General features: G+C 62.3%; 13 protein-coding genes and 1 other RNA gene. 4 read left to right on the top strand and 10 right to left on the bottom strand.

Annotated elements, in window-relative coordinates:
- The 7 genes from AC1DX0_RS19805 to AC1DX0_RS19775 all read right to left on the bottom strand — a co-directional run.
- A partial coding sequence (locus tag AC1DX0_RS19805) for a 2-hydroxyacid dehydrogenase (protein ID WP_477356542.1) occupies positions 1-811 on the bottom strand: 811 nt, incomplete at its 3' end.
- A gap of 30 nt (positions 812-841) precedes the next feature.
- Entirely contained in the window at positions 842-2,470 is a 1,629-nt protein-coding gene (locus tag AC1DX0_RS19800; RefSeq protein WP_477356540.1) for an ABC transporter ATP-binding protein, read from the bottom strand.
- Entirely contained in the window at positions 2,467-3,606 is a 1,140-nt protein-coding gene (locus AC1DX0_RS19795; protein WP_477356538.1) for an ABC transporter permease, read from the bottom strand. Before AC1DX0_RS19795 ends, AC1DX0_RS19800 begins: the two co-directional genes overlap by 4 nt.
- Positions 3,606-4,703 (bottom strand): microcin C ABC transporter permease YejB, encoded by a 1,098-nt coding sequence (locus tag AC1DX0_RS19790; RefSeq protein WP_475453724.1) that lies wholly within the window; start codon positions 4,701-4,703, stop codon positions 3,606-3,608. Before AC1DX0_RS19790 ends, AC1DX0_RS19795 begins: the two co-directional genes overlap by 1 nt.
- Positions 4,704-4,733: 30 nt before the next feature.
- Positions 4,734-6,596: an extracellular solute-binding protein gene (locus AC1DX0_RS19785; protein ID WP_477356536.1), complete on the bottom strand. Its 1,863-nt coding sequence runs from the start codon at positions 6,594-6,596 to the stop codon at positions 4,734-4,736.
- Between the two features lie 14 nt (positions 6,597-6,610).
- The gene (locus tag AC1DX0_RS19780; RefSeq protein ID WP_477223062.1) at positions 6,611-8,488 is read right to left on the bottom strand and encodes an extracellular solute-binding protein; all 1,878 of its coding nucleotides are present in this window, start codon (positions 8,486-8,488) and stop codon (positions 6,611-6,613) included.
- A gap of 166 nt (positions 8,489-8,654) precedes the next feature.
- Positions 8,655-9,335: a c-type cytochrome gene (locus AC1DX0_RS19775; protein WP_477223061.1), complete on the bottom strand. Its 681-nt coding sequence runs from the start codon at positions 9,333-9,335 to the stop codon at positions 8,655-8,657.
- Positions 9,336-9,529: 194 nt separating this feature from the next.
- Here AC1DX0_RS19775 and AC1DX0_RS19770 point away from each other — a divergent pair, with 194 nt between their 5' ends.
- Together AC1DX0_RS19770 and AC1DX0_RS19765 are read left to right on the top strand one after the other, a co-directional pair.
- Positions 9,530-10,258: a 3-deoxy-manno-octulosonate cytidylyltransferase gene (locus AC1DX0_RS19770; RefSeq protein WP_477223060.1), complete on the top strand. Its 729-nt coding sequence runs from the start codon at positions 9,530-9,532 to the stop codon at positions 10,256-10,258.
- Between the two features lie 35 nt (positions 10,259-10,293).
- Entirely contained in the window at positions 10,294-11,157 is an 864-nt protein-coding gene (locus AC1DX0_RS19765) for a prephenate dehydratase (protein ID WP_477356534.1), read from the top strand.
- A gap of 56 nt (positions 11,158-11,213) precedes the next feature.
- Here AC1DX0_RS19765 and AC1DX0_RS19760 read toward each other — a convergent pair whose 3' ends face one another.
- The 3 genes from AC1DX0_RS19760 to AC1DX0_RS19750 form a co-directional block, all read right to left on the bottom strand.
- Positions 11,214-11,519, bottom strand: a complete 306-nt coding sequence (locus AC1DX0_RS19760; protein WP_258585983.1) for a Dabb family protein — start codon at positions 11,517-11,519, stop codon at positions 11,214-11,216.
- A gap of 31 nt (positions 11,520-11,550) precedes the next feature.
- Positions 11,551-12,495 carry an NAD(+) diphosphatase gene (gene nudC / locus AC1DX0_RS19755; RefSeq protein WP_477356532.1) on the bottom strand — a complete coding sequence of 315 codons (945 nt, stop codon included), beginning with the start codon at positions 12,493-12,495 and terminating at the stop codon, positions 11,551-11,553.
- A gap of 71 nt (positions 12,496-12,566) precedes the next feature.
- Entirely contained in the window at positions 12,567-12,986 is a 420-nt protein-coding gene (locus AC1DX0_RS19750; RefSeq protein ID WP_477356530.1) for an HIT domain-containing protein, read from the bottom strand.
- Positions 12,987-13,141: 155 nt separating this feature from the next.
- On the opposite strand from AC1DX0_RS19750, the gene ffs reads away from it, so the two are divergent.
- Both ffs and dnaX read left to right on the top strand, forming a co-directional pair.
- An RNA gene (ffs, locus tag AC1DX0_RS19745) (signal recognition particle sRNA small type) lies at positions 13,142-13,238 on the top strand.
- A 104-nt stretch (positions 13,239-13,342) separates the two neighbouring features.
- The coding region (gene dnaX, locus AC1DX0_RS19740) for a DNA polymerase III subunit gamma/tau (protein WP_477356528.1) at positions 13,343-14,062 on the top strand (720 nt) is incomplete at its 3' end.

Genomic DNA, 14,062 nt, shown 5'->3' with positions numbered 1-14,062 from the left:
CTTTTGGATGGTTCCACAGCGGGCTGGTCTTCGGCAGCGGTTCGACCTCGAACACGTCGAGGCTCGCCTCTTTCAGCGTGCCGTCATCCAGCGCCCGCACGATGTCGGCGTCCTTCTGCAGGCGGCCGCGTCCGGCGTTGATCAGCACCGAACCGCCGAGGCCGTTGCGCTTGCGCAGCTCCTTCAGCACGCCGTAATTGATGATGCCTTGCGTGTCCGGCGTCAGCGGCAACAGCACGACAAGGATATCGGTCGCCTTGAGAAAGGGGATCAAACCGGCCTCGCCGGAATAGGTCGCGACCCCTTTCATCGGCCGGTCGTTGCGTGACCAGCCATTGACGGCGAAGCCGAGCGACAGCAGCACCGAGGCCGCGGCGCGGCCGAGATTGCCGAGCCCCATAATGCCGACGGAAATGTCGCCGGCCGGCCTCTGTGGCGGCTCGTGCCAGATCTTCTTCGGCTGTTGCTGCCGGTAGAGCAGGCCCTGGCGATGGTGATCGAGCACCCGCCAGACGACATATTCGGTCATGTACTGGGTGAGGTTGTCGGCGACGACCCTGACGATCGGCACGTCGGGCAGGCCTGGGTCGGCGAAGACATGGTCGACGCCGGCGCCGATCGAGAAGATGGCGCGCAGATTGGGCAGCAACGATAACAGGTTCGGCTTCTGCTTCCACACCACCGCATAGGTGATCGACGGATCCTTGGCGCCGTCCGGCTCCAGCACCACCTCGCGCTCGGCCGACAACAGGTCGCGCCAGCGCTGCGGATGAAAGCCGGTGACGGCAAGCAGGATACGGCCTTTTTCCATCGCGGTTCGTCTAGTCCCTCTCTACGCAAATTACTCGCTGACGATGCCGACCGGCGCTGTCTCTATCTTGAAGGCGGCCGAGATCAGTGCCCTAGTATAGTCGGTYTGCGGMYKYTCRAAAATCTGYTSGGAMGGGCCGGCTTCGACRATCCTGCCATTGCGCATGACGATGACGTCGTTGGCAAGSGCSCGGATGACYTTSAGGTCRTGGCTGATGAAGAGRTAGGCRAGGTCGTGCTTKGCCTGCAGAGCGCGCAGGAGGTCGACGACCTGCGCCTGCACGCTCATGTCGAGCGCCGATGTCGGCTCGTCCAGCATAACGAAGCGCGGGTTGAGCACCATGGCGCGCGCGATGGCGACGCGCTGGCGCTGGCCGCCGGAAAACTCGTGCGGATAGCGGTTGCGGGTCGCCGGATCGAGGCCGACCTCCTTCAGCACGGCGGCCACCTTGTCGTCGCGTTGATCGGGCGACAGCTTCGGCTCGTGGATCTTCAGCCCTTCCTCGATGATCTCGGCAATCGACATGCGCGGGCTGAGCGAGCCGAACGGATCCTGGAACACGATCTGCAATTCGCGCCTGAGCGGCCGCATGGCGTTGAAGGTGAGCTGATTGATGTCGCGGCCGTTGAACTGGATGCTTCCGGTCGATGAGATCATGCGCGCCAGCGCCAGGCCGAGCGTCGTCTTGCCGGAGCCGGATTCGCCGACCACGCCCAGCGTCTGGCCGGCGCGCACGGTGACATCGATGCCGTCGACCGCCTTCACATGATCGACGGTGGTTCGGAAAAACCCCTTCTTGATCGGGAACCAGACCTTGATGTCCTTGCCGGTCATGACAGGCTTGGCGGCATCGTTGGCGGCCGGCGGCTTGCCCTTCGGTTCGGCCGCCAGCAAATGCCTGGTATAGGCGTGCTGCGGGTTGGCGAAGATGTCCTTGGTCGGTCCGGTCTCGACGATCTTGCCCTTGGTCATCACGCAGACCCGGTCGGCGATCTTGCGCACGATGCCGAGGTCATGGGTGATGAACAGCATCGACATGCCCTTGCGGCTTTTCAACCCCGCCAGCAGTTCGAGGATCTGTGCCTGCACGGTGACATCGAGCGCCGTCGTCGGCTCGTCGGCAATCAGGAGTTCGGGTTCGTTGGCCAGCGCCATGGCGATCATGACGCGCTGGCGCTGACCGCCGGAGAGCTGGTGCGGATAGGCGTCGAGGCGTTTTTCCGGCTCGCGGATACCCACTTCCTTGAGCAAGGCCAGCGTGCGTGCCTTGGCCGGGCGGTCGGCCATGCCTTGATGCAACTTCAGGATCTCGACAATCTGGTGCTCGATCGTGTGCAGCGGATTGAGCGAGGTCATCGGCTCCTGGAAGATCATGGTGATCTTGTTGCCGCGCACCTGCCGCAACTGCTTCTCGTTCATGGCAAGCAGGTCGGCGCCCTGGAACAGGATCTTTCCCGAAGGGTGGCTGGCCGTCGGATAGGGCAGGAGCTTCAGCACTGACAAGGCCGACACCGATTTGCCGGAGCCGGACTCGCCGACCAGTGCCACGGTCTCGCCCTTGGCGAGGTCGAAGGAAATGTGGTCGACAGCTATCGACTGGTTGCCGCCTTGGGTGAAGGCGACGCTAAGATCGCGGATAGAGAGCAGAATTTCGCTCATCTGAATGCCTTGCGCGGATCGAAGGCATCGCGCGCGGCCTCACCGATGAACACCAGCAGCGACAGCATCAGCGACACGACGACGAAGCCGGAAATACCGAGCCAGGGCGCGTTCAGGTTGCTTTGCGCCTGCTTCATGAGTTCGCCTAGCGACGGCGAGCCCGGAGGCAGGCCGAAGCCGAGATAGTCGAGCGAGGTCAGCGTCGAGATCGAACCACTGGTCAGGAACGGCAGAAAGGTCAGCGTCGCCACCATGGCGTTGGGCAACAGATGCCGGAACATGATCGTGCGGTTGGGCACGCCGAGCGCGCGCGCCGCGTTGACATATTCGAAATTGCGGGCGCGCAGGAACTCGGCCCGCACCACCCCGACCAGCGACACCCAGGAGAAGATCAGCATCAGGCCAAGCAGGATGAAGAAGCCGGGCGGCAGGATGGCGGAGACGATGAGCAGCAGATAGAGCACCGGGATCGYTGACCAGATCTCGATGACGCGCTGAAACAGAAGATCGGTCCAGCCGCCGAAATAACCCTGCATGGCGCCCGCGGCGACGCCGATCAGCGACGAGCCGGCAGTCAGGATCAGGCCGAACAGCACCGAGATCCTGAAACCGTAGATAAGCCGCGCCAGCACGTCGCGCGCCTGRTCGTCGGTGCCCAGCCAGTTCCAGTTGCCGACAATGCAGTCGGGATCGGCGGCCTTCTGCGGGTACTGGCTGCAGCGCTGGTCCGCATCATATTGCCATGACGGCTTTGCAGGAGCGGCATCGGGGATCGCATTGTTGACGGTGCGATAGGAGTAGCGGATCGGTGGCCAGATCATCCAGCCATTGGCGTTGATCTCGTCGCGGATGACCGGGTCGCGATAATCGGTCACGGCATAGAAGCCGCCGAATTTTTCCTCGGGGTAGGCGACCAGCACCGGAAACAGGATCTCGCCCTTGTAGGAGACGAGGATCGGCTTGTCGTTGGCGATCCATTCGGAAAACAGCGACAGACCGAACAGGACAAGGAAGATCCACAGCGACCAGTAGCCGCGCCGGTTGGCCTTGAAATTCTGCCAGCGCCGGCGGTTCAGCGGCGACAGCCAGGGCCGTTTGGCGCGTGTCGGCGTGTTCTCGACAACGGCTTCGGACATCAGATGTCTCTCCGCTCGAAATCGATGCGCGGATCGACCCAGGTGTACATCAGGTCGGACAGCAATCCGACGAACAGCCCAAGCAGCGAGAAGATGTAGAGATTGGCGAACACGACCGGATAATCGCGCGCCAACACCGACTTGAAGCCGAGCAGGCCAAGACCGTCGAGCGAGAAGATGTTCTCGATCAGCAGCGAGCCGGTGAAGAAGGCCGAGATGAAGGCGCCGGGAAAGCCGGCAATGACGATCAGCATGGCGTTGCGGAAGACATGGCCGTAGAGCACCTTGCGCTCCGACAGGCCCTTGGCGCGCGCCGTCACSACATATTGCTTGCGGATTTCCTCGAGGAAGGAATTCTTGGTGAGCAGCGTCGTCGTGGCAAAGGCCGACAGCACCAGCGCGGTCAGCGGCAAGGTCATGTGCCAGATATAGTCGACGATCCTGTCCGGCCAGGACAACTGGTCCCAATTGTCCGAAACGATGCCGCGCAACGGGAACCAGTCCCAGAACGAGCCGCCGGCAAACAGCACCATCAGCAGGATGCCGAACAGGAAGCCCGGTATGGCATAGCCGATGATGACGACGCCGCTGGTCCACATGTCGAACGCCGAACCATCCTTGACCGCCTTGCGGATGCCAAGCGGGATCGAGATCAGGTAGGACAGGATGGTGATCCAGATGCCGAGCGAGATCGACACCGGCATCTTTTCGAGGATCAGGTCGAGCACCGATATGTCGCGGAAATAGCTGTCGCCGAAATCGAACCGGATATAGTTCCACAGCATCATGCCGAAGCGTTCGAGCGGCGGCTTGTCGAAGCCGAACTGCTTTTCCAGCTTCTTGATGAACTCGGGGTCAAGACCCTGGGCGCCGCGGTATTTCGAACTGATATCGCCGGCCACATCGAAATTGCCACCGGTGCCGGCGTCGCCACCGCCGCCGCCGAGGCGATCGCTGCCGCCCTGGTTGGTCAGGCTGGCAATCACCTGCTCGACCGGACCGCCGGGCGCGAACTGGATCACGGCAAAGGAGATCGCCATGATGCCGAACAGCGTCGGGATCATCAGAAGGATGCGTCGCAGTATATAGGCGCCCATCAGCCCGCCAATCTTGCGCGAACGGTCATGTCAGGCTTTGCCAATTTTTGCCGCCTTGCCCTTGTCGACCCACCACAGCGCTTCGACCGGAAACTCGAAATCGGGTTTCCGCTCGGGAAAGCCGAACATGTCCCAATAGGCGCTTCGGTGATTCGCCAAGAACCAACTTGGAATCCAATCGCGCCGTGCACGCAAGACCCGGTCGAGCGCACGCATGGCAATTGTCAGGCTTTCGCGATCCTTGGCGGCGCCGGCGGCATCGACCAGGGCGTCGATGGCCGGGCTCGATGTTCCCGGCAGATTGCGTGTGCCCGACAGAGTTGCGGTTCGCGAGTGGAAAAAGGTTTCGAGGTCGTCACGGGTTGGTGTCGCCGGAAACCGGGCGGCAACCGAGATAAGATCGTAGTCGAACAAATTCTGTCGCAGCTGATACTGCGCGGCGTCGACCAGCCGGATAGAGGCATCAATGCCGACCGCCTTCATGTTTTCCACCCAGGGCGAGTAAACCTGCTCGAAGACCTCGTCATCGACAAGGAACTCTGCCGACAGTCGACCGTCCTTGTCGTTGACGACGAAATTACCGGAGCGTTTCCAGCCGGCGTCGGTCAGGAGCTTGGCCGCCTTGCCGAGCAGCTGGCGGTCGCGACCGGAGCCGTTCGACACGTCTTGTGTGACGGCTTCGCCAAAAGCCTCGGCCGGAATCTGGCCGCGTAGTGGCTCGAGCAAGGCAAGTTCCTGCGGCGACGGGACGCCCTCGGCACGAAAATCGGATTGCTCGAAGCAGGATTGCGAGCGCTCATAGGAGCCGTAAAAGAAATTGCGCTTCGTCCATTCGAAGTCGAAGCAGAGCCCGATCGCTTGCCGCACGCGCGGGTCGTGGAATTGCTCGCGCCGCTGRTTGACGGCGGTGGCCTGCATGGAAGGCATCGTTTCRGCSGGRAATTCGYGCTTCACCACCTTGCCGGCAATGAAGGCGGGGAAGTCGTAGCCCGTCGCCCAGACACGCGACACGAATTCCTCCTTGTAGAGGATCTCTCCCTTCTTGAACGCTTCGAAGGCAACGTTGCGGTCCTGGTAGAACTCGACACGAATGCGCTGAAAATTGTTCTGGCCGCGATTGATCGGCAGGTCGTTGCCCCAATAGTCGGCSACRCGCTCATATTCGATCCASGCYCCTGCCGACCAGYGSCCGACCTTGTAGGCGCTTGACCCAAGCGGCGGGTTCATCTGCGAGGAATCGAACGGATTGGCCGTATAGAAAGCCTTCGACAGGATCGGGAACGCAACGACGTTGAGGATGGTGCGGGTTGTCTGCTTGCCGGAGAAGGCAAGCTTCAACGTGTGAACATCGATGGCGATAGCGTCGTTCAGATGCGTCAGCGGCAGCGAATAGTCCGGATGCCCCTTGTCCTTCAACAGCTTGAAGGTGAAGGCGGCGTCTTCGGCCGTCAGCGGCGTGCCGTCATGGAAACGCGCCTGCGGACGCAGCGAGAAGGTGAAACCGTTACGGTCGTCTGAAATCGTCACGCCGTCAGCGATCAGCCCGTAGACGGCGTCAGGCTCGTCGAGCGCTCTCACCATCAGCGAATCGAAGCACATCTCCATGCGCTGCGGCGAATCGCCTTTGGGAACGAACGAGTTCAGCGTGTTGAAGGTCAGCGGCGTCTGGTTGGCGCCCCAGTTGCGCGGCAGGAAGTTGAAGGTGCCGCCTTGCGGCGCATCGACATTGACATAGTCGAAATGGGTGAAGTCCGGCTTGTATTTGAGATCGCCGAAGGCCGACAGCCCGTGCAGTTTCACGCCGGTCGGGCTGGCGGCAAAAGCCTTGCCCGGCAGCAGCGCGGCGGCGGTTGCCGCGGCGCCGAGCGCCAGGAAGTCGCGACGTGGAAGCATCGGCTGCTGCCCCATCAATCGCTGCCCCTGTATTTGGCCGCGAGCGCCTTTTCCTTTTCGGTGTCGATCCACCAGGAATCGATATCGGCGCCGCGGTAGCTTGGCTGCTTGTCCGGAATGCCGAACTTGTTCCAGTAGGCGAGCCACACCACCGCACGGTAATATTGTGGCACGACATAGTAGTTCCACAGCAGCACCCGGTCGAGCGCATGGGTGACGGCCACGAGATCGTCGCGGTCGGTGGCGAAGATGATGCGGTCGACAAGGGCATCGACGACCGGATCCTTGATGCCGGAATAGTTGCGCGCTCCCGGTGTGTCAGCGGCCTTCGAGCTCCAGAAATCGCGTTGCTCATTACCGGGCGATTCCGATTGCTGCAGCTGGCTGGTGATGACGTCGTAATCGAAATTGTTGACGCGGTTGATGTATTGGCTCTGGTCGATGATGCGCAGCGTCGCATCGACGCCGATTTTGCGTAGATTGGCGATGTAGGTGCCGGAAAGGACCTGGTCCGTTTCACTCGAGCCGATGATCTCGAACTTGAACGGCTCGCCGGTCTTGGCGTTGACCATCTTGCCGCCCTTGATCACCCAGCCGGCCTTGGCGAACAGATCGACCGCCTGCCTCAGATATTTGCGCTCGGCTTGCGGCGTGTCATAGACCGGCAGCTTGAACTCCTGCGTGAACAGCTCGGGCGGCAGCTTGTCGCGGTATTTCTCCAGGATTTCCAGTTCCTTGCCTTGCGGCAGGCCGCTCGATGCCAGCTCCGTGCCCTGGAAGTAACTGCTGGTACGGGTGTTGAAGCCGAAGAACAGCGTCCGGTTCATCGTCTCGAAATCGTATGCATAGGTCAGTGCCTCGCGTACCAGGCGATCCTGGAACAGCGGCCGCCTCTGGTTGAGCATGAAGGCCTGCATCGGCTCCGGCGAGGTGGTCTTGAATTCCTGCTTGATCACGTCGCCGGCCTTGATCGCCGGGAAATCATAAAACGTCGCCCATTTCTTCGAGCTGTTTTCCGGCTTGATATCGTCGAGCCCCCCCTTCTTGAAGGCTTGCCAGGCAGCATTGTCGTCAAGAATGTAGGTGAAGCGCTGGGTGTCGAAATTCTCGCGCCCGATCTTCACCGGCAACTTGGCGCCCCAATAATCCGGTACGCGCTGCCAGACGATCTCCGAGCCCGGCTTGAAGCTGGCAATCTTGTAGGCTGCCGAGCCAAGCGGCGGCTCCAGCGTCCCCTTGGTGATGTCGCGTTTCTTGCCGGCAGCATCGGTGCCTTCCCACCAATGCTTGGGCAGAACGACCAGGTCGCCAAGGATCTTGGGCAGTTCGCGGTTGCCCTTTTGGCTGAAATGGAATTCGACCTCGCGGTCGGAGATCGCCACCGCCTCGGTGACGTTCTCGAAATAGCGGCTGTACATCGGGCTGTTCGCCTTCAGCATCTGGAACGACCAGATCACGTCGTCGACGGTGATCGGCTGCCCGTCATGCCATTTCGCRCGCGGGTCCAGCCGGTAGGTCGCCGAGGAATAGTCGGCCGGATATTTATAGGCGTCGGCGATCAGCGGATGGCTGACGCTGCCTTCGTCGGTCGCCTGGTCCATAAGCGTGTCGTAGAGCAGGCCGCCGCCGAACGGCTGAAAGCCGGCGGCCGGCGCGCCTTGCACGATGTAGGGATTGAAGCTGTCGAATGTCCCCTGGACGACGGAGTTGTAGTTGCCGCCCTTGGGTGCATTCGGGTTGACGTAGTCGTAGTGCTGGAAATTGTCGCCGTATTTGGACTCGCCGATCAGCGATGAGGTGGTGCGCCACTCGTCGGCCCGGGTCGTCTGCAACCCCGCTACCAGCAGGGTCGCCGCCAGCAGCGACTTGAGAAGCGTTCGGCCAACCGTCATGCACTATCCTCTTCGCCATGCGTGCCAGATCATCCAGAAGGGCAATCTAGATGATTTGCCGCGCGTGAAAACCGCCATGCGCGGCTTTGTCGCCGCATATGCATYWTTCCTAACAAAAAAGCCGGGYAGAACCCGGCTTTTTCAAGGTCGTCGCGATGATATCTGGTTATTTGGCCGGAGCCGCGGGAGCTGGTGCTGCCGGTGCGGCAGGCTTGGCCGGTGCGGCGCCGTCAGCGGGCTTGGCCGGGGCGGCTGCATCGGCCGGTTTGGCAGGCGCGCTGGCGTCAGCGGCGGCACCCGGTGCCGGCAGCGGCTTGGGATTGTCCGACAGCGTGCGCAGATAGGCGATGACGTTGGCGCGGTCCTCGTCCTTGGGCAGGCCGGCGAAGCCCATGGCCGTGCCCTTCACGAACTTCTTCGGCGAGGTGATGAAGTGGTTGATGTTGTCGTAGGTCCACTTCTCAGTACCGCCCTTGGAAAATTCCTTCATGCCGGCCGAATAGGCGAAGCCTTCATGTTCGGCGACCGGGCGGTCGACGAGGTCCCACAGATCGGGACCGACCTTGTTGGGGCCGCCCTTTTCGCCGGAATGGCAGGCCTGGCATTTCTTGAAGACGGCGGCACCTTGCTCGACATTGGCRGTSGCCARMAGGTCGGCGATCGGCTTGGCTGGAGCAGCCGGCGTGGCAGGGCCGCCTTCGGCGGGCTCAGCGGCCTCGATGATGAAGCCGGGCTTTTCCGGGGCCGGCGAGGCAAACAGCGCGTCCGACACCAGGCCGACCGAGAAAACGACGAAAACGGTTCCAAGCAATCCGGCGAGCAGTTTGTTGACTTCGTTGGAATCCATTCGCCCCTTGCTCCCTTTTCCGGCGGACTGATCCGTCCACTCCGTCCGTCGGTATCGAGACCTGCCCTCCAGAGCCGGTCAAATCGGGCGGAAACTAGGTCTTTTGCTGCGGCGTTGCAACACCTATAAGGGCGCTGCCAGTGAGACCTTTTGCCACTTTTCCCTGTCCTCTTTTCGAACGCCTCGCCATACCGATGTCCACCTTGATCCTGATCCCGGCCCGCATGGCCTCGACCCGACTACCGGGCAAGCCGCTGGCCGACATTGCCGGCGCGCCGATGATCGTCCATGTCGCCCGCCGCGCGGCCGAAGCCGGCCTCGGCCGGGTGGTGGTGGCAACCGACACGCAAAGCGTCGCCGAAGCGGTGCGCGCGCATGGGTTCGAGGCGGTGATGACGCGCGTTGACCACGAGTCCGGCTCCGACCGCATCCACGAGGCGCTGCTCGCGCTCGATCCCGGGCACGAGGTCGAAACGATCGTCAATGTCCAGGGTGACCTTCCGACCATCGATCCCGGCATCATCGCCGCCTCGCTCAGGCCGTTCGAGGACGCAGCGGTGGATATCGCCACGCTCGGCGTCGAGATCGTCCGCGACGAGGAAAAGACCAATTCCAATGTCGTCAAGATCGTCGGTTCGCCGCTGTCGGCGACGCGGCTGCGGGCCCTCTATTTCACCCGCGCCACGGCACCTTGGGGCGAGGGGCCGCTCTATCACCATGTCGGCCTCTACGCCTATCGTCGCTCGGCACTCGAGCGTTTCGTCGCGCTGAAGCCGTCGCCGCTAGAGCGCCGCGAGCGGCTGGAGCAGTTGCGGGCGCTGGAAGCCGGCATGCGTATCGACGCCGAGATCGTCCAGTCGCTGCCGCTTGGCGTCGACACGCCGGAAGACCTTGAGCGCGCCCGAACCATCCTTTCAAACTGAGCAATCCCTTCGCCCCCTTGAATCGAGACCCGGCCATGCCTGAAAAGACCAACAGAATATCCTTCCAGGGCGAGCCGGGCGCCAATTCCGACACCGCCWSCCGCAACRTSTWCCCGTCGATGGARCCGTTGCCGTGCCCGACCTTCGAGGATGCCTTCAACGCGGTCGAGACCAACAAGGCCGACCTCGCCATGATCCCGATCGAGAACACGATCGCCGGGCGCGTCGCCGACATCCATCATCTGTTGCCGGAATCGAAGCTCCACATCGTCGGCGAGTATTTCCTGCCGATCCACTTCCAGCTGATGGTGCTGCCGGGCGTCAAACGCGAGGAGATCAAGACCGTCCACAGCCACATCCATGCGCTCGGGCAGTGCCGCAAATACATCCGCAAGAATGGCTGGAAGCCGGTGATTGCCGGCGACACAGCGGGCTCTGCGAAGCTGGTGTCGGAGCTCAAGGACCGCACCATGGCCTCGCTCGCCCCGGCGCTCGCCGCCGAACTCTACGGGCTCGACATCATCGAGAGGAATGTCGAGGACACCGATAGCAACGTCACCCGCTTCGTCGTCCTGACCAAGGACAAGCGATTGGCCGAACGGCCCTCGGCCGACATCAAGATGATGACGACCTTCATGTTCCGCGTCCGCAACGTGCCGGCCGCGCTCTACAAGGCCATGGGCGGCTTCGCCACCAACGGCATCAACATGACCAAGCTGGAGAGCTACCAGCTCGGCGCCTTCACGGCGACGCTGTTTTACGCCGACATCGAAGGCCATCCCGATGATCCGCTGGTCAAGCTGGCGCTGGAGGAACTGCGCTTCTTCTCCCGCGAGGTGCGGATTTTGGGCGTCTATCCGGCCAGCGAGTCGCGTGAGCAGTGGAAGGTCGCGGATTAGCTCCTAYTGAGCATGATCTCTTCCGAAAACCGGTTTCCACTTTTCGGGATCATGCTCTAAACCACCGAGCCCAGCGGCACGTAATCGATCTCGAGAAATTTCTCGACTTCCGGCACCCAGCGGTCGCGCACGAAGGCGACGTGGTCGGGGTGGTCGTTGTACCTGGTGTAGGCCGCCTGGTCGGCGAACTCCATCGAGAAGCCGAACTGATAGTCGTTCTTGGGGCTGATCTGCCGCAGCTGTTCGAAATGCGTGACGCCGCGTATCGCCGAGAGGATTTTCTTGGCATCGACCAAGAACCGCTTTTCGTCCAGTGAGTGCGGTGCATGTTTCAGCGTGAAGACGACGGTGTGACGGATCATTTGTCTCTCCTGCAATGTCTTTCGGTATTGGTTATTCGCTGTCGACCCAGGCGCGGATGAGGTGATGCGCGATTGCCCCTTTGGGCGGTGTGACCAGATTGTCGGGATGCTCCCGCGCCAGCATCAGSCGKACCTCGTCGCGGMMAAACCAGCGGCARTCYTCSAGYTCGTTGAGGTCGGCCTGGATGTCTTCATTGAGCGGCTCGCCGAAGCAGCCGATCATCAGCGAATAGGGAAACGGCCAGGGCTGGCTGGCGTGGTAGACGACGCGGCCCAGCCGGATGCCGGCCTCCTCCAGCGTTTCGCGGCGCACCGCCGCCTCGATCGTCTCGCCCGGCTCGATGAAGCCGGCAAGTGCGGAATACATGCCCGGCGCGAAGTGTCGGCCGCGGCCGAGCAGGCATTTCTCCCGCGTCGCCGTCAGCATGATCGCCACCGGGTCGGTGCGCGGGAAATGCTCGGTGCCGCAATTCGGGCAGTGCCGCTTGTAGCCGCCGGCCCGCATSTSCGAYTCGGTGCCGCATTTGCTGCAGAAACGGTGGCTGGCATGCCAGGCGAGCAAGGCGGCCCCTTGCGCCATCGCGCCRGCMGCCGYCTCGTCGACCAGCCCTTGCATATAGACCGATCGGTAGTCGATCGCCTTGACGGTCTCCGGCAGCTGTTCGGCCTCGATTCCGACTGGCATCGCCAGCACCGGCCCCTGTTCGGAAAAGCCGAGCAGGACACCCCCGGCGAAGGAAGGCTTGAAGGGCTCGCTCTCGGCGGTGCCGAACCAGGGATCGAGGCCGCCACCCCCGTCGAGCTTCAGGTGGAGCCGGCCGCCATTCATCAACAGCAGCCGCGTCGTCGGATCGGCCAGCGCCTTCTCGACCGAATCGTCGGCGCGGTTCTCGGATTGCCGGTCGATCGTGTTGCCGGCAAAGCCGACGGACTGGCTCGGCTCGCGCAGGGGCGCGTCAAAAAGGCTGAAGCTCATGCGGACTCTGATGCTCTGGGATGGACATGTCTGGGGATGAACATGTTTTTAAGATGGATACTGGGGAAGGCTTATAGCGCCGCCCTTATCGTTTCGGCAAACCGGCGCAGGTCGGAACCCTGATAGGGTTCGCGCAGGCCATGCCCCCATACCGGGCCGGGCCAGCCGGGATCGCCTTCGGACCGGGCGATGATGTGGATATGCAATTGGCGCACGATATTGCCGAGCGCGCCGGTGTTGATCTTGGTGCAACCGCTCACTTTCTTCAGCGCCTGCGCCACCATATTGGTCTCGAAGGTCAGCATCGCCTGGTCGAGCRGCGTCATGTCGTGGATTTCTTCCGCGCCCGGCCGCTGCGGCACCAGGAGCAGCCACGGCCAGCGGCGATCGTTCATCACCCGCAATTCGCAGAGCCCAAGCCACATCAACTGCTCGCTGTCCGCCTCCAGCCGGGCATCCAGCGTAAATCCGGCCTTCAGGCCCGGCAGCATCGGCGTTTCCCTTGCTTTTCTTGGTTTCTTAAAACGCATGAACGCTAGAGCGCTGGCACGGGGGCTGCAAGCGAATCATTGTTGCTCTCATGGTTTGGTGCGCCAAATCGCCTGCGCACTTGCATTTCATCGCGCAATTGCCGATATGGACAGCGGGAGGTTGGTGGTGGACGATCCACTCGCCAACCGGGTCAGGTCCGGAAGGAAGCAGCCCTAACGAGCCCGGAACGGGTCATTGTTCCAGCCTCCCACCTCATCGGCCCTCCTCGCGACATTGACGACGCATTGCAGCGCGGGCGAGACTATGCGCAGGAATCGGCGCCTTTGGGCGCGGCCTTTTGGAGCTTAACGGGCGAATGAGCGAAGCCGGAAATTCGGGGCCAAAAAGCCTGGAGCCAAAAAGCCCGGAAAATGGAAAGGCCGCTGCCTACCGCGTGCTGGCGCGCAAATACCGTCCGTCGAATTTTTCCGAGCTGGTCGGCCAGGAGCCGATGGTGCGCACCCTCACCAATGCCTTTGCCACCGGCCGCATCGCCCAGGCCTGGATGCTGACCGGCGTTCGCGGCGTCGGCAAGACCACCACCGCGCGCATCCTGGCGCGGGCGCTGAACTACAGGAACGCGACCGTCGACCAGCCCTCGGTCGACCTCGCCGTGCTCGGCGAGCATTGCCAGGCGATCATGGAAGGCCGCCATGTCGACGTCATCGAGATGGACGCTGCCTCGCATACCGGCATCGACGACATCAGGGACATCATCGAGCGCGTGCGCTACGCGCCGGTCTCGGCCCGCTACAAGGTTTACATCATCGACGAAGTGCACATGCTGTCGACMCAGGCCTTCAACGGCCTGYTGAAAACGCTGGARGAGCCGCCKCCGCACGTSAAATTCATCTTCGCCACCACCGAAATCCGCAAGGTKCCGATCACCGTCCTGTCGCGCTGCCAGCGYTTYGACCTGAGGCGCATCGATGCCGGCGCGCTGGTCGCGCATCTTTCCTCGATCGCCGGCCAGGAAGGCATTTCGGTCGACGACGACGCGCTGGCGATGATCGCGCGCGCGGCGGAAGGCTCCGCC

It is taken from the genome of Mesorhizobium sp. P3_A9 (assembly GCF_056402975.1).
Note: the sequence above shows the minus strand (reverse complement) of the source record. Positions and strands in the feature narration are given on the sequence as shown.